Origin of the sequence: Marinobacter sp. 3-2 (assembly GCF_003751355.1) — a bacterium.
GTDB lineage: Bacteria > Pseudomonadota > Gammaproteobacteria > Pseudomonadales > Oleiphilaceae > Marinobacter > Marinobacter adhaerens.
This window is the reverse complement of record NZ_RJUQ01000011.1, coordinates 958923-977391: the sequence shown is the minus strand read 5'-3', so window position 1 is coordinate 977391 and position 18469 is coordinate 958923. Positions and strand designations below refer to the sequence as shown.

The following is an 18469-nucleotide window of genomic DNA, read 5'->3' as shown; positions in this document are numbered from 1 at the left end:
TAAATTATGTTAGGCGGGTGTGTTGGTTTTGTAGCTTGCCGGGTTTCTGGGGGACAGTGTGAGGGGGCTGGAGTGCACCGGGTGGCTTTCTGACAACGAATTGGTAACTCGCTTCGCTCAGACATCAAATTCGTTGTCAGAAAGCCACCCGATACACTCCGATCAGGCCGCGGAGGCGACCGCCTGAAGGCAGGCTAGAGTTTGGTTAAACGGAAGACGCTTTCAGAGGCGTTTTCCAGACCTTTTCTCTTTGTAAACGGATGATCCTTGGCCAGGGTGTTGGTCAGGATGTGCTCGATCTTGTAGTCGTCCTGGTAGAGTTCCTGCACTTCTTCGTTGCTGACGTTGAACGGCGGGCCCTTGATTTCGGTGTCGTAGTCCAGGGTGATGAGCAGGATTCTGGTGCCGTCGGGGATGATGGCGGTCAGGTGGTTCACATAGTCTCTGCGCATGTGGGGCGGCAGTGCGATCAGGGCGGCCCGGTCGTAGACCAGTCGAACGTGTTTGAGGTCTTCCGGTACCAGTTGAAAGAAGTCGCCGCACCAGAGCTGCAGGTTGTCGTGTTTGAAGGTTATGAAGGGTTCGCCGGGGTGAACTTTGGCTTTCTCGCCGGCTTCTTCGAAGAAGTCCTTGCAGGCCAGTTCGCTCAGCTCCACACCGATGATCGGGTGGCCGCGGTCGTGGAGCCACCACATGTCGTGGGCTTTGCCGCAGAGGGGCACGAAAACGGCGTCGGTGCCTTTGCCAGCCAGTTCCGGCCAATGGTCGTGGAGATACTGGTTAACCGTGCCCTCGTGGAAACCGATTTCTTTTTTGGCCCAGCGTTCGTGCCAGAATTCATGTTCCATGGTTCATACCCTGTTCGTGCTTGGACATGTTGAGTTTTGGACGTTTAACCAAGTCTACCCTAATCTGTGGCCATCTGGATTCAGGAGAAAAGTATGAAAGCGGTGTTTCTTGATGCCAAAACCCTTGGCGACGATGTGGATCTCTCGCCCATCGAGTCGGTGACCGGCGGGTTGGAAAAGTATGATCGGACCACGCCAGATCAGATACTGGAACGTATCCGGGGGTTCGATACCGTGCTGGTCAATAAAGTCGTGCTCTCCCGTGAGCATTTCGAGGCCTGCCCCGAACTCAAGACCATCGCCGTGGTGGCGACCGGATTGAATAACATCGATCAGGCGGCGGCGAAGGATCACGGCATCAAGGTCATGAACGTGACCAACTACGGCCGCTCAACGGTGGCGCAGCACACCATGGCTTTGATGTTGGCACTGGCCACTCGGCTTCTGGATTACACCCGCGATGTCCAGGCAGGGCGCTGGGGCAAAAGTGACATGTTCTGCCTGATGGATCATCCGATCATGGAGCTGGAGGGGCGCACTCTCGGTATTGTCGGCTACGGCGATCTGGGGCAGGGCGTTGCGGAGCGGGCTGCGGCCTTTGGTATGAAGGTTCTTCTTGGAGCTCGGCCCGGGCAGGAGCCGGGTGTGGTCGATGGCTATTCGCGAATTCCACTGGACGAATTGCTGCCCCAGGCAGACGTGCTCTCGCTGCACTGCCTGCTGACCGACGAGACCCGGGATCTGATCGGTGCCCGCGAACTGAAAATGATGAAGCCTGACTCGTTGCTCATCAACACCAGCCGAGGAGGCCTGGTGAACGAACAGGCGCTGGCGGATGCGCTTCGCGCCGGAGAGATCGGCGGCGCCGGTTTCGATGTCTTGACTGAGGAACCGCCCCGCAACGGCAATCCCTTGCTGGCGGGCGATATTCCCAATCTGATTGTGACCCCGCACTCGGCCTGGGCCAGTAGGGAAGCGCGGCAGAGGATCGTCGGCATCACCGCTGTTAACCTGAAATCTGTGCTGTAACAGCAAAGCCCCGGAGGATCCGGGGCTTTGCTGACTGGCCCTGGGAGATCAGTATTTCCAGCCCACGCTCACCGAGGCGCCGAGCTGGTACATTTCCAGATCAATGGTCTGGTTCGGTGCCAGCGGGTTGGGACCGGTCACTGTCTTGGCCGGGGAATAAAAGGCCATGCCAGACACATCGAGGGTTTCGCTGAAGCTGTGGGTGAATCCGCCAGTGAAGTGCCACTCCTGAACGCCCGGCGCCAGGATGTTGAACAGCACATCTTCGTCGGAGATAGGATTCTCTCCATAGCTGACGCCGGCCCGCCAGGCATGCGCCGGTGTTTGCTGCCACTGCCAACCCAGCTTGACGATGGTCATGTCGTCCCAGCCAAAGCCTGCGCCGTTATCATTGCCGAGCTGTGCGGTCTGCAGATTGGGCAGCAGCGGGTTGCCCACGCTGTTGATCTCGCTGTAACGGATGTGCTGGATATCCAGCAGAAACCAGTGGTTTTGAAGTCCAGACCAGGCGATACCCGCGTTGAACATCTGGGGAATGTCGAAGTCGCCCTGTTCCGCAAAAAGGCCGCGGTATTTGTCGAACTCGTTCATCTTCAGAATGTTGCGCCAGCTCAGGCCGCCGCGGAGGGTGTCGGTGATTTCACCTTGCCAGCCGATCTGGTAACCGTAACCCCAGGCATCGTCGGTGCCGTTGTTGGAAAGTGCGCCCGGGTCTGACGAGAATGGCGCGAAGCTCTGCAGGCCTTCAGCTTCAAAGCGCTGATAGGCAATGACTGGTGAAATGCCGAAGGCCTGGTTGTCGGAGAACTCCCAGGACCAGGTCGGAGCAATAAAAAGCTGCTCGAGGTTTACGCCGGTACGGCCTGCGTAGAAAGGCCCGCCACTTTCACCAGAGTAGTCGGTATTCATGCCACCATTGGCAAACACCGAAACGCCGAAACTTGTGGTGTCGGAAAGTTCCCGATTAAAGCCCAGATGGGGGATAACGAAACCGTTGCGGCTGCTTTTATAGCTGCCGGGCGCCAGAGGGAACATGTCGCCCGGTCCAGGGTTGCCGTTAACTGAATATTCCCGCCGGGGCGAAAAAACTTCGAATCCACCGTCAATCCGGTTCCCGACAAAAGCCATACCGGCCGGGTTGGTTGCCGCTGCAATGCTGTCCTGGGACAGTGCAGTGCCCGCGCCGGCCATGCCTTTACTGATGGTGCCGTAGCCGTGACTGAAATAGCCGTTGGTGGCCAGGGCAGTCACCGGTGAGAAGGCGGTAAGTGCAGCAACGCCCAGAGCAAGTTTGATTCGCATGAGAAAATACCTGATCAGAAAATACCATTTCTTGAATAGCGGCCTTTTTACAGAAGATCTGTTATAAGAGGAAGTAATAAATGATGATATGGTTATATTGGATGTGTAGCCCTCGCAAACTGCCGTTAATCGGCCATACTCTGGTTACACCGGATATCTGACTGATAATCTGAACAAAACATGGAACGACAGGACCTAAAGTGGCTTCATTCCAATTAAAAGACCGGCTTCAGGCAGCTGAGCGCTGGATTCTGGCGAATCCCAATCCGCCCCAGAGTTGGCCCTGGACCTGGTTGTACAAGGTCGGCCGCACTGCCTATGCGATGGCCCGGGATGTTCTCAGTGGACAATTGACTCTCCACGCCATGAGTCTTGTGTACACAACCCTGCTGAGTATCGTGCCCCTCCTTGCCCTGAGCTTCTCGGTATTGAAGGCGCTGGGAGTGCATCAGCGGATGGAGCCGTTCCTGTTCCAGTTCTTTGAGCCGCTGGGACCGCAGGGCATTGATCTTGCCGAACAGATCCTGGGCTTCGTCGATAATATGAAAGTCGGCGTACTGGGATCGGTGGGCCTGGCGCTGCTGGTTTATACGGTGGTGTCACTGCTCCAGAAAATCGAGCGTTCCTTCAATATGATCTGGCGCGTGCCAGACATGCGTTCCATGGCGCAGCGATTCAGCAATTACCTGAGCGTGATCATGGTGGGACCGCTTCTGATGGTTTCGGCCATTGGCGTCAGCGCGACCATTTTTTCCTCAACCATCGTCCAGAAGCTCATCGAAATCGAACCGTTCGGCTCGGTGATTCTTGTGGCCAGCCGGTTCACCCCGTTTTTCCTGGTGGTTGGCGCTTTCACATTCGTCTATGTATTCATGCCCAATACCCGGGTCAAGCTCCGTTATGCGGCCATCGGTGGTCTGGTAGCCGGGGTATCCTGGCAGGCGGCCGGCATGCTGTTCGCCTCTTTCGTTGCCGGGTCTGCGAAGTACGCGGCAATCTATTCCAGTTTCGCCATCGGCATTATTCTGCTCATCTGGATCTATCTGAACTGGATGATTCTCCTTTTGGGCGCCAGCATCGGGTTCTATCTGCAGAATCCCGGCTCCGTGGCCAAGCGGCGCGAGGTGCAACTGGCACCAGAGCTGCAGGAAAACGTGGCGCTGGCGACCATGTGGCTGGTGGCCAAGCCCTTCAGCGAGGGCAAGCCTGCGCCCCAGCAGGAATTACTGGAATACGAGCTGAGGGTGCCGGGTGAGGTAACCCGGGCTCTCAGTGACAAACTGATCCGTGCCGGTTTACTGAGCCTGGCCGGGAGTCAGGGCGATCGACTGGTGCCCGGGCGGGCGCTGGATCTGATAACGATCGGAGACGTTCTCAGGGTTGTTCGCCACGACGAGGACCGGATTGTTGATCGGCTCCCGAAAGTGATTCCCGCCGAATTGGTGGGAGTCCGCAAGGTGGAGGAAACACGAACCTTTGCGGAGTTGTTGCGCGGCGACGAGGCAAAGGAAAAACCAGGAGCTGTGGCGGAGAGGGAGCCTGTCTCAACTTCTGACAGTTGAACGGCCGCCTTCCCGAAGCATCTTCTGCAGCGCGTTGCGAATGTTGCTGATCTGATCCGGGGTCAGGCGCACCACTTTTGGCAGGTCCTCTTCTGCGAGGTTGCGCTGATGGGCGTGCCTCAGCACTTCCCGGGTGCCAATAACCATGCCGTCCGTCAGCGGAGTGTGCTTCTGTTTCGGGGCTGGCCGTTCCGCGGCCAGCAGGTAGGCATGGTACTTGGGGGGAAGGTTCCATTCGTTCGCCAGGAGCTGGCAGGTAGCCCACTGGTATCTAGCCAGAGCATGCCGAATAAGCGCCGGCTCCGGTTCGCCGATTGCTGTGCGCGACCGGCAGATTCGCTGAAGTTCGCGGCGGATCGTGATGTACGCCAGTGAAGGCAGCAGGCCCACCATAAAGTGTGCACTGGTGTCTTCGCCTTGGGTTCTGGCAATGAGTTCTGCGGCTCGCGCGCAGGTCAGGCCCCAGCGCCAGCCACGCTGACCAAACAGCGCTTCCCGGCTGTTCCTTGCGGCCATCATGGGGCGCATAACCGCCGCGGAAATCACGTTCCGGATGCCATCTACCCCCAGTACAAATACCGCCTGGTCCACCGATTCGATGGCGTGGTCGCTGGTTCGGAAGTAGGGGCTATTGGCAATCTGAAGCAATTGATCGGTCAGCGAGGGATCACCAAGAATGATCTCCGTGAGCCGCTGGCGGTCGGTGGACTCGTCGGACAGGGCCCGCATGAGCATGGGCAGGCTCATGGGTTGGCGAGGCAGTTCCTCCATTTTGTTGCTGGTGAGCCGCCGATAAAGCTCCTCCAGCACGTCCTCGTAGGAAGAAAGGTCAGCGCGGAGGGCTGCCGGCTCGGCATCCAGCAGCCAGCAGAACAGATGTTCCTCAAGCTGTTGGGCAAGCTCCGGGCTGGTGTCAGGGATGTCGGTCGCCGGTTTCTCCGGGGATGGATTGAACAGCCGCGCTTCCGGAGCGGGTGGTGCAGATTGTTTGCTTGGGAATAATCCTGAAATCCAGGAGAGAAAACCTGGCATCCGTTGCCTCCGGGTCGAACCTGTGCGAAGTAATGAACCTCCGTTTCCGAGAGTATAGATGTACGACGCATCCTTGCACAGGTTTTAAGCCGGTGAATTATGGCAGGAATTTACAGGAACGACTCCCCGAACACGAACACCAGTTGGCAGATACCGGCGCCAAAGCCGAGGAATGCGCCCACCAGAATCAGTTTGATTTCATCCTCCTGGAAACAGGGCCGTAGCAAGTCCTGAAACTCTTCGGAAGACAGTGCAATCATCCGCTCGACCATGATCGATTCGACGGCTCTGGCCCGGTCCCTCTCGAACACCGGGTTGTTGAACGATGTCTGTGATATTTCGATGGCCTTCTCGCCAACCTTGTTCTTGAGCGTTGCAAAGCCGGTGGGTCCGAAGGCCATCTGGGTCAGCGCTTTGCCCATGCCGGCGGTTTCATCCACCAGTGGTTTGATGTGCTTCTTGACCATGTTGCGGGCGCGATCACCCTTGGGCCCATCGAGAATCGCGTTGATGATGTTGCCAACGGTGAGTATCTCGTGGGTCACGATGTGGCAGAACGACTCTGCCACGGCCGGCTGGCGTTTCAGGAACAGACCCTGAATCCGGAAGGGGCCGACTTTTTTGGCGTGCAGCGGCCGGAAAATCACATTCAGGGCAATCCAGTTGGTTGCCCAACCCACCAGAAGACCGAAGAAAGGCAGCACCCACCAGCTCGGATAGACATACCAGACTGCCATCTGGATCAGGCCGAACAAAAAGCCGAAGTAGAGCCCCGAGTTGATGATGAACCGGAATTCCACTTCACCGCACTCGATAAAGATCCGGTTCAGCAGCTCCTTGTCGCTGGCCAGGCGCTCGATAACCATGCCCTTGATATCCAGCAGGTCTTCAATGTTGTCGGAGACATCTTCCACCAGGTTGTCCACGAGCTGGGGCGTGGATTTGCGGACGCGATCGTAGACCATCTTCCTGGCCGAGGCCGGCAGGTTTTCCCAGAAGGTGGGGTATTCCTTGAGCATCATTTCGTCCACGTATTCCTCGATGCGGGGTTCGACGGAGTGAACGATATGGGTGGCGAGAACTTTCGGATCGATCTGCTGGAAGATCTCCCGAACGGTTCCGATCTTGGAGATAGTGGCGTCGACACTGATGGCCGCCATTTTGCGGGCCTTCGAGGGAATAATACCTTGCCAGCCAAGCAGCGGTGGTTTGCCGATGAATTCCAGGGGGTAGAAGGTCATCTTGATGGCAAGCCAGTTGGTGGTCCAGCCAATCAGGGCGGCAATGACCGGAATACTGAGGTATTGCCAGAATTCTTGGGTGCTTAGCAGGCTTGTCATCCCGTTACTCGCGTGTGATCGTTTTTTTGCTTCCGGAGTCGACAGGGATAATGTTGTTGGCACCCCGTTATGTCAATGACTTGCGTGCCAACATGAGACGGCGGTACGGTCGGTGCCGGTCAGCCGCCGATGTCGCCCCACAGCCATTGGCAAAGCGCCATGGCCGCGACCGGGGCGGTTTCCGTTCGCAGTACCCGGGGGCCGAGGGCTACCGGCAGGAAGCCTTCCTTTTCTGCGTGTGCGATTTCCTCGGGAGAGAGGCCGCCTTCCGGGCCGATCATGAGAGCCACCCGCTCTGGGGGAATGATGGACTTCAGCGCGTGTTCGGTGCGGTGGTGGAGAACCAGGCGGACTTCGCAATCGCGGCTGTGTTCCAGCCACTCGGAAACCGTCATCACCGGCAGGATCTCTGGCACCCTGGCGCGCCCGCACTGCTCGGCGGCGCTGATGGCAACGGATTGCCAGTGGCGCAGGCGCTTGTCTTCCCGGTCGCCCTTCAGTTTTACGTCGCATCGTTCGGTGGTTAGCGGCACGATACGGGTAACACCCATTTCCACCGCTTTCTGCACTGCGTAGTCCATGCGGTCACCCTTGGAGAGGGTCTGGCCGAGAACGATTTCCAGTGGGGATTCGGTGGTGTTGGCTTCCGGGGTGCCAACCTGGACTTCCACGTTCTTCTTGCTGGCACTGGAAATGGTGGCGGGGTAGTTGTTGCCATCACCGTTGAAGAGCAGTAGCTCCTGTCCCGGCTGCATGCGCAATACCCGGCCCACATGCTGTGCGGCGTTGTCATCAAGTTCGGCAGTGCTGCCCTGGGCAAGGGCAGAATTGGTATAGATGCGGGGTATGCGCATGAGCTGGTCTCTCAGGTTCCTGGCGGTTGTCAGTCGCGAACCGCAATCTCTATGCCTTCCGTTGCAACCTGGGCCAGGTGGCGGATCTGCTCTTCAGTGATCACGTAAGGCGGCATGAAGTAAACCACATTACCCAGGGGGCGAAGCAAGGCCTGGCGGGTCAATGCGTGCTGATAAACACGAATGCCACGGCGTTCCTGCCAGGGAAAAGGCGTTTTCGACGCTTTATCTTTCACCATCTCCACGGCCAAAGTCATCCCATGCTGGCGGATGTCGCCGACATTGGGGTGGTCTGCCAGGTGCGCCACCGATTCGGCCATGCAGGTGGAGAGCGCGCGGTTGCTCTCAATCACATTGTCATCCCGGAAGATGTCCAGGGTCGCCAACGCCACGGCGCAGCCAATGGGGTTGCCCGTGTAGCTGTGGCTGTGCAGAAACGCCTTGAGGGTTTCATAGTCATCGTAGAAGGCGTTGTAGACATCATCGGTGGTCAGTACCACCGACAGAGGCAGGTAGCCGGCGGTAAGCCCCTTGGACAGGCACATGAAATCCGGAGTGATGCCCGACTGTTCACAGGCAAACAGGGTACCGGTGCGACCAAAACCGACGGCGATCTCATCCGCAATCAGGTGCACGCCATAGCGGTCGCAGGCTTCCCGCAGCTTGGTGTGGTATATGGGATGGTGCATCCGCATGCCGCCGGCGCACTGGATCAGCGGTTCCACCACCACGGCGCAGATTTCGTCGTGCTTCTCGGCCAGCAGCTTTTCCATGGCTTCAAACTGTCGCAGCGCGTAGGCTTCGTCGGTCTCACCCGGCTCCTTGTTGAAGGCGTCCGGGGAGGGCGCTGTCAGCACTTCCATCAGTAGCGGCTGATAGGTGTCCTTGTAGAGCGAGACATCGCCGAGTGCAAGGGCGCCCAGGGTTTCACCGTGGTAGCTGTTGCTCAGGTTCACAAAGTTCTTCTTGCCCGGTTTGCCGTGGTTCTTCCAGTAGTGGAAGCTCATCTTCAGGGCAGCTTCGATGGCCGAGGAGCCGTTGTCGGCGTAAAAGACCTTGTTCAGACCGGGCGGGGTCACTTCAATCAGTCGCTCGGACAGATTGACCACCGGCTCGTGGGTAAAACCGGCGAGGATAACGTGTTCCAGCTCGCCAATCTGCTTCTGGATCGCCGCGTTGATTCTCGGATTGGCGTGGCCAAAGAGATTGACCCACCAGGAGCTGACGGCATCGATAAATCGATTGCCTTCAAAGTCCTCAAGCCAGACACCCTCGCCACGCTTGATGGGCACCAGGGGCACGGCGCCTTCGTGGTCTTTCATCTGGGTGCAGGGGTGCCACACGGACTTGAGGCCACGGGTGACGAGGTCAGCATTGCGCATGATAATTCTCCGTCAGACGGTCTGATTCTGGGTTGTCGCTGTTAACCTGTGCGGATATTACAGTTAACAGCGGATATCGGCCACCCGGATTTCGGGTCGAGCTGGCCCGGTATTGCCTGACGTTTCCTCGCTCTTGATTCCGTCACACTGTGAGATCGATGGGTTTGGCTGGAAGAGCGCTTCAGTATAAACTGCCGTTTTACCCGCAACGGGCCAGGATGGCCCGGCAAATAACGCAAAGGACGCGACATGAGTAAAGCGATTGTTCTGCTCGGAGACCTCGGCTCCGATCACGAAGGTTTCCCGCCCACGCCGGTGATTGCCGGTTCCCCCGATGTGCTGGTTGATGGCAGGCCCGTTGCCCGGGTAGGCGACCCGCTGGCACCTCATTCCAAACCCAAGCATCCACCTCATCCGCGCACCATCACCGGTGGTTCGTCCACCGTCATGATCAACGGCAAACCGGCGGCGGTGACAGGTGGTGCGATTTCATGCGGTGGTGTGACTATTGGGTCGGGGTCGGTGGTTATTGGCAATTGAGCCGTTTCAATTTCACTGCTGATTTACGAGCTTCGGAGCGATGGGTGACGAGGTGCTTTATGCACTGGCCTTTCGTACTCTGAGTTGCATGTCAACTGAGTAGGGTGGGGAGAGTCCCGTTCGTGACGGATTTCCCTGCTATATTTAACGATACACATCCGGATTGGGTCCTGATTATTGCTGTGCAGGCCATCCGCTTTCATGATTTTGGCTAAGGAAGCGGAACATGGACTATCGCGCGGTTTTTCTGACAATCAGTTTTTCGTGCGCTATTTTCTCCCAGGGTGCGTCAGCTCAGGATGCCGTTGCAGAGCTAACGCTTAAAGGCGACAGGTTTCTGGAATCGTTGACAAAAGAGGCGTCCGTTAGTGGTCGGGTTGTGGCTGGTGTGCTGGCCTCGAATGCTAGGCCCGCTCAGACCCTGTCGCTTTTTTCATCACCGGTAAGGGAAGGTGAGGACGTCTGTGTCCGGGTAGTCTCCCGTGATGGATTGTACTGGTCTGAAAACACTTTTCGCTGGCCGGCTGGAACGGAGGCTGACAGGGTTCGGGTGCCTAACCACTCTGAATATGACCTCAGCCGCTACGCGGGAAAGGACCTCTCTGTCCTCGGATACGAGGGCGATTGCAATGAGGTGGAGCGTGGCCCTGTTCTGATCGCTTTCCGTGGAGAAAGTAATCAATTACCGGACTCTCTGGATATCCTGGTTAATTCCGGCCGGTCGGATACCTTTGCGGTGGTTACTTCGCCGGATGCCTCCGCCCGGACAATTGCATGTGGTCTTATCCGCGAGGGCCGCCGAACCGGATACGACACGATTTGCACGGTGCCCATTACCGATGCCGGGACGGGAAGCCTGGCCCTTCGCATCATGCGCAGACGGTTTGATCGGATGATGCCGCCGACAGAGCTTGTCGTGCGTTTGCCCGATAGAGCTGGTGGGTGAAGCGTATGGGACTTGTCTATTCAGCAAGAAAGCGTCTTCGCAGAATCCGGTTTCTGTCTGCAATGAGCCTGAATAAGCAGTCCCGCAAGGTGGCTTTGTGCTTCTCAGCAGGACTTATCCTGGTTTTTCTGGGCCTGTATCTGGATGGCCGTGATCGCATCTTTACACTGAATGCCGTAACGGAAACCGCGTCTCTGGTTACATCCGATGGTGCTTTCTCTGAGTGGCGTGTGGGCGGGGCCGTCCTGTACACGGATCCTTTCACGACAGAGGATGCCGCAATATCACTGTCAGAGAATGCTTATCTTTTGATTCGCCGGGGTACCCGGGTGGATATACAGCGTCACGGTATCCAGGATGTTCGGCTCACGCTTCGTACCACCAAAGGGGCGGTTGGCAGCATCGTCAGTCCCGATAACGACGATCGGCTTCTCGGAAACTGGGCTTCTTTGACAGTGTCGTCGGACGACCGGCCACTTGTCTGGCCCTTTCGGGGAACTATTGTTGTTGGGGATGATGTGAGCAGTGGCGTCGACATTGTTCTGCTGCAGGGAACCGTCAACGTGCTTGAAGAGCAGCTTTTCCGGGATACCCGCTACAATGCGGGTACCAGTGAGCTGGATCGGGGCGACAAGGTCGGGTTCTGGGCGCAGCCCGAAGAGCATGATGAAGCGGTTGTCGAGGGTTTTTTGAGAATCGAACCCTCCAATCAGGAAAGGTTCACCGAGGCCTTGAACGCCATCCAGCTCGTTGCCCACGGAAGCGCGGACCACGTTAAGGTAGAGAGGCTGGGCAGTTCAGGATATCAGATAAGAGCCACGAGCTGGGCCCGGTTCCTTTACGACCCCTTACTGTCTTTTCTCGCTGGTATTGGAGCCCTGCTTTTCGCAGCAATAGAGATCTATACCAACGTTCGTGAAATTCTGAGGGATGTGTCAACCCGTGATTAGAACGAGAGCTCTGGTCCTCTTCATTCTGTTTCAGATATTTCGCACGGCAGAGGCGATACCTCCCCAGGCCTATGTCAAGGCTGGGGAGCACGGGCAGGCAGTGCTGATGAGCCGCCTGAATGAGTGTTATGCCGTCACCCCCGCGCACGTGATCGGTGATGGTTTCTTCGCCACCCTGGTCGGTGGAAGCAGTGCCCGGCCCAGAGGAGAAGCCGATCTTTTACAACGCTTTGGTTACGATCTTGCTGTATTGCGTGTGACCGGAGCCGTCACGGATGGCTGTGACTTTGATCTGGGCGCTCTCTCTTCCCTGGATCGGGTCTTGTCGACGGCGGGAAACGGCCAGATCGTATCGGTTAATTCGGACGGCAGTCTGAGCCGGAGAGACGTCCGGGTGTCGGATGTGGGTCTTCTGTACCTGAGAGTCAGCCCCGTCGGGCCTGAAAGCCAGTTGTACAAAGGTCTCAGTGGCAGTTTGCTGGTGCTGGATAATGCACCGGCGGGAATTCTGATGTCTGTTGATCCGCAGAGTGAAGAAGGCAAGGTGCTTCGGTTCGATCGCGCCTTGGAAACCGTGCGACCATTTTTTGGCATGGCAACTGGTAGCCTGGAAACACCAACAACCTCGCCCGACGGAGCTGATGCCAGCGAGGGCAATCTGGCAGTAACAGTTGATAGTTGGTCGAGTCCGGCGTTGTCCGCCGAGTACCGGGTATCAAACCTTATTGATAAGAATGACTCCGGTACTGTCTGGTTGGCCGAACCACACGGATTCCCAATCGAAGTGGTTGTCGACCTGAAGGGAGACCGGGTGCATGCGATTGACCGAGTGGTACTGATCGGGGATGGCGTTGTTCCTCCGGAACGTCTGCCACGCGACTTTGAGCTTCTTGTCAGCTCCAGGGAAGACGGAGGCTGGATGCCCGTAGTGACGAGAACCTACTTTATCTCTGACGGTTCTAGGGAGGTGGCTTTTGCGCCAGTCCGTGCACGAAAGGTAATGCTACGAATCTATTCTCACTGGGGTGATGAGACCGGCGTTGGGCTTGCCGGCCTGGTGATCCCCGTCAGGTAACTACTGTAGCCTTGCTGTGGCGCTGTAGGTTCCTTCGTAGGCGCCGCTGCAACGCAGTTCTCCATTCAGATTTGCACTGTCTCCCAGCGTAAAGTAGCCCTGACAATAACGAGACTGGAACTCAAGCCCCGTTCCACTTATCTGTCCATTGTATTTCCCGGGGGGATAGTCGCCACCAGAGAAAGTGAATTGACCCGTGTCCTCGTGAAACTCGCCTAGTTTGAAGCTGTAAGAGTTCGCCAGCTTTTGCAGAGTGCTTTTTTCGGCTTCCGTTTCCTTTTCGCCGGCTGTCAGTTTAAATGGCAGAACGGTGACGTCTCTGAATTTTCCTTTCAAGGCCAGCGCTCTCATCGCATCATCGGCGCTATTGAAGCCAATTCCATAAGCCACTTCCTTCATGGCAAGGTCGTCGGATTTCAGCATGACATCCAGGGCTGCAAGTCGGGTGCTCTGGTCGGGATCATTCAGCAGTGCTCGGAACTGATTGATGCGCTCCTTGCGCTCGTTGATTTCCTTTAATAACTCTTCTGCCGACTGCGCAAGAGCTAAACTGGACACGGAAAGGAGTAAGAGTGATGGCAGCAGGTAGTGACGGATCTCAGGCACGCGCATAGACACCTCCCTTTGACTATTGACCGCTCAGATAAGGATAGCCGCTGGATTCGAGTTGTCTAATTTGTGAACAGTTTAGTCTTCAAGGTTAGACGTCGGGCAAGAAAAGAAAGCCCCCGAAGCGGGGGCTGATTGCGTGGTTGCTTCAGTGCGCAAGAACCCGCGAAAGAAACGCCTGGGTGCGTTCGTTCTGCGGGTTGTCGAACACATCGTCCGGTTTGCCCTGTTCCACAATCGCACCTTCGTGGATGTAGATCACGCGGTCGGCTACTTCACGGGCGAAGCCCATCTCGTGGGTGACGACCATCATGGTCATGCCTTCCTTGGCCAGCTCCCGCATAACATCCAGCACTTCACCGATCATTTCCGGATCGAGTGCTGAGGTGGGTTCATCGAACAGCATCAGGCGAGGTTCCATCGCCAGCGCCCGGGCGATTGCGACCCGCTGTTGCTGTCCGCCGGAAAGCTGACTGGGGTACTTGTCGGCCTGGTTGCCGATGCCTACCCGGTTCAGCAAACGCTCTGCGGTGGCGTTGGCGACGGTTTCGGGAGTCTCTTTGACCTTCTTGGGCGCCAGCATAATGTTTCTCTTCACCGTGAGGTGAGGGAAGAGATTGAACTGCTGGAATACCATCCCCACTTCCTTGCGGATTTCAGCCAGAGCTTTCGGATTGCCGCTCTTGGGCGCGAGCTGCTGGCCGTCCACTTCCAGTGTTCCGGATTCATACTCTTCAAGTCCGTTCACGCAGCGAATAAGGGTAGATTTGCCGGACCCACTGGCGCCGATGATTACCACCACTTCGCCCTGTTCAACGGTAAGGTCAATATCTTTAAGGACATGCAGTTTCCCGAAGTACTTGTTCATGCCCTTCATTTTCACAATCTGAGTCATGGGTAACGTTCCTTCAGACAGAAGCCAGTCCGCGCCGCTCAACGAAGCGGAGAATGATGGACAGGGACAGGGTAATGGCCAGGTATAGGATCGCGACCACAAAATACACCTCGAACGCGGTAAAGGTGTTGGCAATATAGATCTGGCCCTGGCGTACCAGTTCGCCCACGCCAATCACCGAGAACAGGGATGTATCCTTGATGCTGACGATAGCCTGGTTGCCCAGCGGCGGAATCATCCGGCGGAACGCCTGAGGCCACACGACAGACCAGAAGGTCTGGGTACGGGATAGCCCCAGAGAGAGGCCGGCCTCGGTCTGGCCTTTATCGATGGACTGAACACCACCGCGGACCACCTCGGATATGTAGGCGCCGGAGTTCAGAGCGATGGCCGCGATGCCGGCCGTCAAGGGATCAATGGGACCGCCAATCAGGTCGGGCAGGCCGTAGAAGATAAAGAGGACCTGAACCAGGATCGGTGTGCCACGAAAGATTTCGATGTAGGCGGTTGCCGGCCACCGCAGGAACCACTTCTTGTTGATGCTCAGCAGGCCAAAGAAAATGCCCAGAGCAAAACCGATCAGAAGACCGCCGAAGGAAATCAGCAGGGTGTAGGGGATCCCTTTTATCAGAAAAGGGATGGAGTCGATGGCTGCCTGCCAGTCGAACTGAAACTGGAATTCCACAGTGAGAGTCTCCGCAGAGTTTTGGAGTCACGAAGTGCCGGGGCAGTGAAGCCCCGGCAAAGGGAATCAGACCTCTGGGGTCCGGGAGCCCTTACATGCCCTCGGGCATGGGGCCAAACCATTTTTCGTAGATGGTTTTGTAAGTACCATCTTCCTTCATTGCGGCAAGGGCTTCGTTTACATCATCAACCCACTCACTGCCACTCTTGAGGGCGATACCATACTGCTGGCCTTCGTACAGCGGGCCGACGGTTGTCACCTTGCCTTCACCTTTGGTGCGGGCAAAGTAGCCAACGTTTGGCGCATCGTAGAACACTGCGTCAATGGCACGGGACATCAGCGCCATGTACATATCAGAGCTGCCCGGGTAGGGGGTTACACCGTCATCGGCGTCAAGGTTCTTGACCAGGTAGTCATAACTGGTGCTACCAATCTTGGTGCCGATTTTCTTGCCTTCGAGGTCGTCGAATTCACTAACGTCGTCATTACCCTCGCGAACGAGGATTCGCAGACCCGAGTCGTAGTACGGGTCGGAGAAATCGACGATTTCTTCACGCTCTTCAGTAATCGTGATGCCGGCAATGGCAATGTCGACGTTGCCGGTTTGCAGGGCCGGGATGATGCCGTTGAAATCCATGGTGTTGAGGTCAATTTCGAAACCTGCACGGTCGGCTACCTCGCGGATGATCTCCATATCGAAACCGATCATCTCACCGGTTTCCTGGTCCATCATTTCAAACGGAACGAAACTCGGGTCAGTGACGACGCGCAGGGTTTCTGCGCTCACGGTTCCTGCGGCAACGGTCAGTGCCAGGCTGGCGCTTACGGTCTTCAGCCACTTCGTGCTCATACATTCTCCTTTTCTTTCTTATGAGGCTCCATTTGCCCGGTAAGGCAAGCCGGACCAATCACTGCTGTTGACGGCGATCTCCGGGGAGCGTTGATGGAACTGCATCACATACACTTTAGACTATTACGCAGATGTGCACAGGAAATCAAATGCTTGGCGGGGAGGTCCCGCCGGACGGGGAATAAAAAAGGGGCAGATGAAAGTGTTCATCTGCCCCTTTTTATTTCGTGGAGAGCGGATAGCGCGATGCCTTAAAACGCAATCTTCTCCCGCTCACTGATGCCCAGATTCTTCCAGATGCTGATGCTGGGCTCTACCTGATTCAGGGTGTAGAAATGCAAGCCTGGCGCGCCTGCCGCCAGGAGCTTCTCGCACATCTCAGTAACCACTTCCTCACCGAACTTGCGGATGGAATCGCTGTCGTCGCCATAGGCTTCAAGCTGTTTGCGAATCCAGCGAGGAATTTCCGCGCCGCACATGTCGGAGAAACGAACCAGGTTGGAGAAATTGACGATGGGCATGATGCCCGGTACCACCGGAATGGTAACGCCCATTTTCTCCAGCCGGTCGATGAAGTAGAAGTAGCTGTCTGCATTAAAGAAGTACTGGGTGATGGCGCTATTCGCACCGGCCTGAACCTTGCGCGCAAAGTTCTTCAGATCTTCCTCGGCGTTGCGGGCCTGGGGATGAAACTCAGGGTACGCGGCTACTTCCAGGTTAAAGGTATCGCCGCTGTGCTCGCGGATAAACTCCACCAGCTCGTTGGCATAGCGCAGCTCACCGGCGGCTCCCATACCGGATGGCATGTCGCCCCGCAGGGCGACAATCCGGTTGATTCCGTGCTCCCGGTACAGATCCAGCAGCTCGCCGATTTCCTGGCGGGTGCCCCCGACGCAGGAAAGGTGAGGTGCCGTGGAAATGCCCTGGCTATGCAGATTGAGCACGGTCTCGATGGTACGGTCCCGGGTGGAACCACCGGCGCCGAAGGTAACCGAGAAAAAGTCAGGGTTCACCTCGGCCAGCTGGTTGCGCACGTTCTGCAGCTTTTCCTTGCCCTGGTCGGTCTTGGGCGGGAAAAACTCAAAGCTGAAACGGCGCTTGAACTGTTTCTGGGATTGCATCTGTTTACCCGATCAGTACTTGTAGCTTTCTGGCTTGTACGGGCCTTCGACCGGTACACCGATGTATTTGGCCTGCTCCGGCGTCATCTTGGTGATCACGCCACCAAAGCCTTCCACCATGGCCCGAGCCACTTCCTCGTCCAGGTGCTTGGGCAGAACCTGAACGTATACCCCTTTCTCGCGGGCATCTTCCGGCAGATCGGCGAACTTGCGCTCGAACAGGTACATCTGGGCCAGAACCTGGTTGGCAAAGGAGCCATCCATGATCCGTGACGGGTGACCGGTGGCGTTGCCCAGATTTACCAGGCGGCCTTCGGACAGCAGGATCAGGTGGTCGTTGGTGGCCTTGTCACGGTACACAACGTGCACCTGCGGCTTCACCTCGTCCCATTCCCAGTTCTTGCGCATGTAGGCGGTATCGATCTCGTTGTCGAAGTGACCGATGTTGCACACCACGGCACCGCTTTTCAGGGCTTTGAGCATGTGCGCGTCGCACACGTTCATGTTGCCGGTGGTGGTGACCAGCAGATCGGTGTTCTGCAGCAGGTCGCGGTTCACGGCAGATTCGGTACCGGTGTTCACGCCGTCAATGTACGGAGACACGACTTCGAATCCATCCATGCAGGCTTGCATTGCGCAAATCGGGTCGGCCTCGGTCACTTTTACAATCATGCCTTCCTGACGCAGCGAAGCAGCAGAGCCCTTGCCGACATCACCATATCCGATCACCAGGGCTTTCTTGCCTGCCATCAGGTGGTCGGTAGCGCGCTTGATGGCGTCGTTCAGGCTGTGGCGACAACCGTATTTGTTGTCGTTCTTGGCCTTGGTGACCGCGTCATTCACGTTGATGGCCGGTACCTTCAGAGTGCCCTCGCGCAGCATTTCCTGCAGACGATGAACACCGGTGGTGGTTTCTTCGGTCACGCCGTGGCAGTTAGCCAGGATTTCCGGGTACTTCTCATGGAGCAGGGCGGTCAGATCGCCGCCGTCGTCCAGAATCATGTTCGGTTCCCAGCCGTCTACATCGGCTCCGACCGTACGCTCCAGGCACCAGTCGTACTCTTCGTCGGTTTCGCCTTTCCAGGCAAACACGGGAATGCCCTGCGCAGCGATGGCGGCCGCGGCCTGGTCCTGGGTAGAGAAGATGTTGCACGAGGACCAGCGCACGTTCGCACCCAGTTCGATCAGCGTCTCGATCAGCACGGCGGTCTGGATGGTCATGTGGATACAGCCCATCACATTCGCGCCTTTCAGCGGCTGCTCGGCTTTGTACTTCTCGCGGAGTTTCATCAGGGCCGGCATTTCGCCTTCAGCGATCTTGATTTCCTTGCGGCCCCAGCCGGCCAGGGAAATATCGCGAACTTTGTAATCGTCAAAGCTGTTCAGCTTTTCTGCGGGAGTGCTCATGGTGTTCTCCTGTCAGTTCAATCAGTTTGGCTTGGGCGTATG

At 56.9% G+C, this 18469-nt stretch carries 18 protein-coding genes; 6 read left to right on the top strand and 12 right to left on the bottom strand.

What is annotated here, in order from left to right; all coding sequences use genetic code 11:
• Window positions 1-194: 194 nt before the first annotated feature.
• Window positions 195-848, bottom strand: coding sequence for a thiopurine S-methyltransferase (tmpT, locus tag EDB94_RS06410; protein ID WP_108017814.1), 654 nt, complete (start codon window positions 846-848; stop codon window positions 195-197).
• A gap of 93 nt (window positions 849-941) precedes the next feature.
• On the opposite strand from tmpT, the gene EDB94_RS06405 reads away from it, so the two are divergent.
• Entirely contained in the window at window positions 942-1877 is a 936-nt protein-coding gene (locus tag EDB94_RS06405) for a D-2-hydroxyacid dehydrogenase (RefSeq protein ID WP_108017813.1), read from the top strand.
• Between the two features lie 48 nt (window positions 1878-1925).
• Here EDB94_RS06405 and EDB94_RS06400 read toward each other — a convergent pair whose 3' ends face one another.
• The gene (locus EDB94_RS06400; protein ID WP_108017812.1) at window positions 1926-3179 is read right to left on the bottom strand and encodes an OmpP1/FadL family transporter; all 1254 of its coding nucleotides are present in this window, start codon (window positions 3177-3179) and stop codon (window positions 1926-1928) included.
• 200 nt (window positions 3180-3379) lie between these two features.
• Here EDB94_RS06400 and EDB94_RS06395 point away from each other — a divergent pair, with 200 nt between their 5' ends.
• The gene (locus EDB94_RS06395; protein WP_108017811.1) at window positions 3380-4741 is read left to right on the top strand and encodes a YihY/virulence factor BrkB family protein; all 1362 of its coding nucleotides are present in this window, start codon (window positions 3380-3382) and stop codon (window positions 4739-4741) included.
• On the opposite strand, the gene EDB94_RS06390 is transcribed toward EDB94_RS06395, so the two are convergent.
• From EDB94_RS06390 to EDB94_RS06375, 4 genes are all read right to left on the bottom strand, one after another.
• The gene (locus tag EDB94_RS06390; RefSeq protein ID WP_108017810.1) at window positions 4724-5773 is read right to left on the bottom strand and encodes an HDOD domain-containing protein; all 1050 of its coding nucleotides are present in this window, start codon (window positions 5771-5773) and stop codon (window positions 4724-4726) included. The genes EDB94_RS06395 and EDB94_RS06390 overlap by 18 nt on opposite strands.
• A gap of 110 nt (window positions 5774-5883) precedes the next feature.
• On the bottom strand, window positions 5884-7113 hold the full coding sequence (locus EDB94_RS06385; RefSeq protein WP_108017809.1) for a DUF445 domain-containing protein: 1230 nt from the start codon (window positions 7111-7113) through the stop codon (window positions 5884-5886).
• Window positions 7114-7232: 119 nt separating this feature from the next.
• On the bottom strand, window positions 7233-7967 hold the full coding sequence (locus tag EDB94_RS06380) for a 16S rRNA (uracil(1498)-N(3))-methyltransferase (RefSeq protein WP_108017808.1): 735 nt from the start codon (window positions 7965-7967) through the stop codon (window positions 7233-7235).
• 29 nt (window positions 7968-7996) lie between these two features.
• Window positions 7997-9349: an adenosylmethionine--8-amino-7-oxononanoate transaminase gene (locus EDB94_RS06375; protein ID WP_108017807.1), complete on the bottom strand. Its 1353-nt coding sequence runs from the start codon at window positions 9347-9349 to the stop codon at window positions 7997-7999.
• Window positions 9350-9598: 249 nt separating this feature from the next.
• Here EDB94_RS06375 and EDB94_RS06370 point away from each other — a divergent pair, with 249 nt between their 5' ends.
• The 4 genes from EDB94_RS06370 (at window position 9599) to EDB94_RS06355 (ending at window position 12860) form a co-directional block, all read left to right on the top strand.
• A complete protein-coding gene (locus tag EDB94_RS06370) occupies window positions 9599-9889 on the top strand; it encodes a type VI secretion system PAAR protein (protein WP_108017806.1) in 291 nt (96 codons plus the stop codon).
• 226 nt (window positions 9890-10115) lie between these two features.
• Entirely contained in the window at window positions 10116-10835 is a 720-nt protein-coding gene (locus tag EDB94_RS06365) for a hypothetical protein (protein WP_062781239.1), read from the top strand.
• A 5-nt stretch (window positions 10836-10840) separates the two neighbouring features.
• Complete coding sequence (locus EDB94_RS06360) at window positions 10841-11785, top strand: hypothetical protein (protein ID WP_146162195.1); 945 nt, start codon at window positions 10841-10843, stop codon at window positions 11783-11785.
• Between the two features lie 106 nt (window positions 11786-11891).
• Entirely contained in the window at window positions 11892-12860 is a 969-nt protein-coding gene (locus tag EDB94_RS06355; RefSeq protein ID WP_108017804.1) for a hypothetical protein, read from the top strand.
• Here EDB94_RS06355 and EDB94_RS06350 read toward each other — a convergent pair whose 3' ends face one another.
• The 6 genes from EDB94_RS06350 to ahcY form a co-directional block, all read right to left on the bottom strand.
• Window positions 12861-13472: a hypothetical protein gene (locus EDB94_RS06350; RefSeq protein ID WP_062781244.1), complete on the bottom strand. Its 612-nt coding sequence runs from the start codon at window positions 13470-13472 to the stop codon at window positions 12861-12863.
• A 145-nt stretch (window positions 13473-13617) separates the two neighbouring features.
• A complete protein-coding gene (locus EDB94_RS06345) occupies window positions 13618-14364 on the bottom strand; it encodes an amino acid ABC transporter ATP-binding protein (RefSeq protein ID WP_014578169.1) in 747 nt (248 codons plus the stop codon).
• A 13-nt stretch (window positions 14365-14377) separates the two neighbouring features.
• Window positions 14378-15049 carry an amino acid ABC transporter permease gene (locus EDB94_RS06340; RefSeq protein WP_014578168.1) on the bottom strand — a complete coding sequence of 224 codons (672 nt, stop codon included), beginning with the start codon at window positions 15047-15049 and terminating at the stop codon, window positions 14378-14380.
• A 91-nt stretch (window positions 15050-15140) separates the two neighbouring features.
• Window positions 15141-15899, bottom strand: a complete 759-nt coding sequence (locus tag EDB94_RS06335; protein WP_008175305.1) for a transporter substrate-binding domain-containing protein — start codon at window positions 15897-15899, stop codon at window positions 15141-15143.
• A gap of 251 nt (window positions 15900-16150) precedes the next feature.
• Window positions 16151-17020, bottom strand: a complete 870-nt coding sequence (gene metF / locus EDB94_RS06330) for a methylenetetrahydrofolate reductase [NAD(P)H] (protein WP_014578167.1) — start codon at window positions 17018-17020, stop codon at window positions 16151-16153.
• Between the two features lie 12 nt (window positions 17021-17032).
• Window positions 17033-18427, bottom strand: coding sequence for an adenosylhomocysteinase (ahcY, locus tag EDB94_RS06325; RefSeq protein WP_108017803.1), 1395 nt, complete (start codon window positions 18425-18427; stop codon window positions 17033-17035).
• Window positions 18428-18469 lie beyond the last annotated feature (42 nt).

Bases quoted from the DNA above. Each gene is read 5' to 3' on its own strand.
- tmpT (WP_108017814.1), bottom strand. From the start codon at position 848: ATGGAACATGAATTCTGGCACGAACGCTGGGCCAAAAAAGAAATCGGT.
- EDB94_RS06405 (WP_108017813.1), top strand. From the start codon at position 942: ATGAAAGCGGTGTTTCTTGATGCCAAAACCCTTGGCGACGATGTGGAT.
- EDB94_RS06400 (WP_108017812.1), bottom strand. From the start codon at position 3,179: ATGCGAATCAAACTTGCTCTGGGCGTTGCTGCACTTACCGCCTTCTCA.
- EDB94_RS06390 (WP_108017810.1), bottom strand. From the start codon at position 5,773: ATGCCAGGTTTTCTCTCCTGGATTTCAGGATTATTCCCAAGCAAACAA.
- EDB94_RS06385 (WP_108017809.1), bottom strand. From the start codon at position 7,113: ATGACAAGCCTGCTAAGCACCCAAGAATTCTGGCAATACCTCAGTATT.
- EDB94_RS06380 (WP_108017808.1), bottom strand. From the start codon at position 7,967: ATGCGCATACCCCGCATCTATACCAATTCTGCCCTTGCCCAGGGCAGC.
- EDB94_RS06375 (WP_108017807.1), bottom strand. From the start codon at position 9,349: ATGCGCAATGCTGACCTCGTCACCCGTGGCCTCAAGTCCGTGTGGCAC.
- EDB94_RS06370 (WP_108017806.1), top strand. From the start codon at position 9,599: ATGAGTAAAGCGATTGTTCTGCTCGGAGACCTCGGCTCCGATCACGAA.
- EDB94_RS06365 (WP_062781239.1), top strand. From the start codon at position 10,116: ATGGACTATCGCGCGGTTTTTCTGACAATCAGTTTTTCGTGCGCTATT.
- EDB94_RS06360 (WP_146162195.1), top strand. From the start codon at position 10,841: ATGGGACTTGTCTATTCAGCAAGAAAGCGTCTTCGCAGAATCCGGTTT.
- EDB94_RS06355 (WP_108017804.1), top strand. From the start codon at position 11,892: ATGAGCCGCCTGAATGAGTGTTATGCCGTCACCCCCGCGCACGTGATC.
- EDB94_RS06350 (WP_062781244.1), bottom strand. From the start codon at position 13,472: ATGCGCGTGCCTGAGATCCGTCACTACCTGCTGCCATCACTCTTACTC.
- EDB94_RS06345 (WP_014578169.1), bottom strand. From the start codon at position 14,364: ATGACTCAGATTGTGAAAATGAAGGGCATGAACAAGTACTTCGGGAAA.
- EDB94_RS06335 (WP_008175305.1), bottom strand. From the start codon at position 15,899: ATGAGCACGAAGTGGCTGAAGACCGTAAGCGCCAGCCTGGCACTGACC.
- metF (WP_014578167.1), bottom strand. From the start codon at position 17,020: ATGCAATCCCAGAAACAGTTCAAGCGCCGTTTCAGCTTTGAGTTTTTC.
- ahcY (WP_108017803.1), bottom strand. From the start codon at position 18,427: ATGAGCACTCCCGCAGAAAAGCTGAACAGCTTTGACGATTACAAAGTT.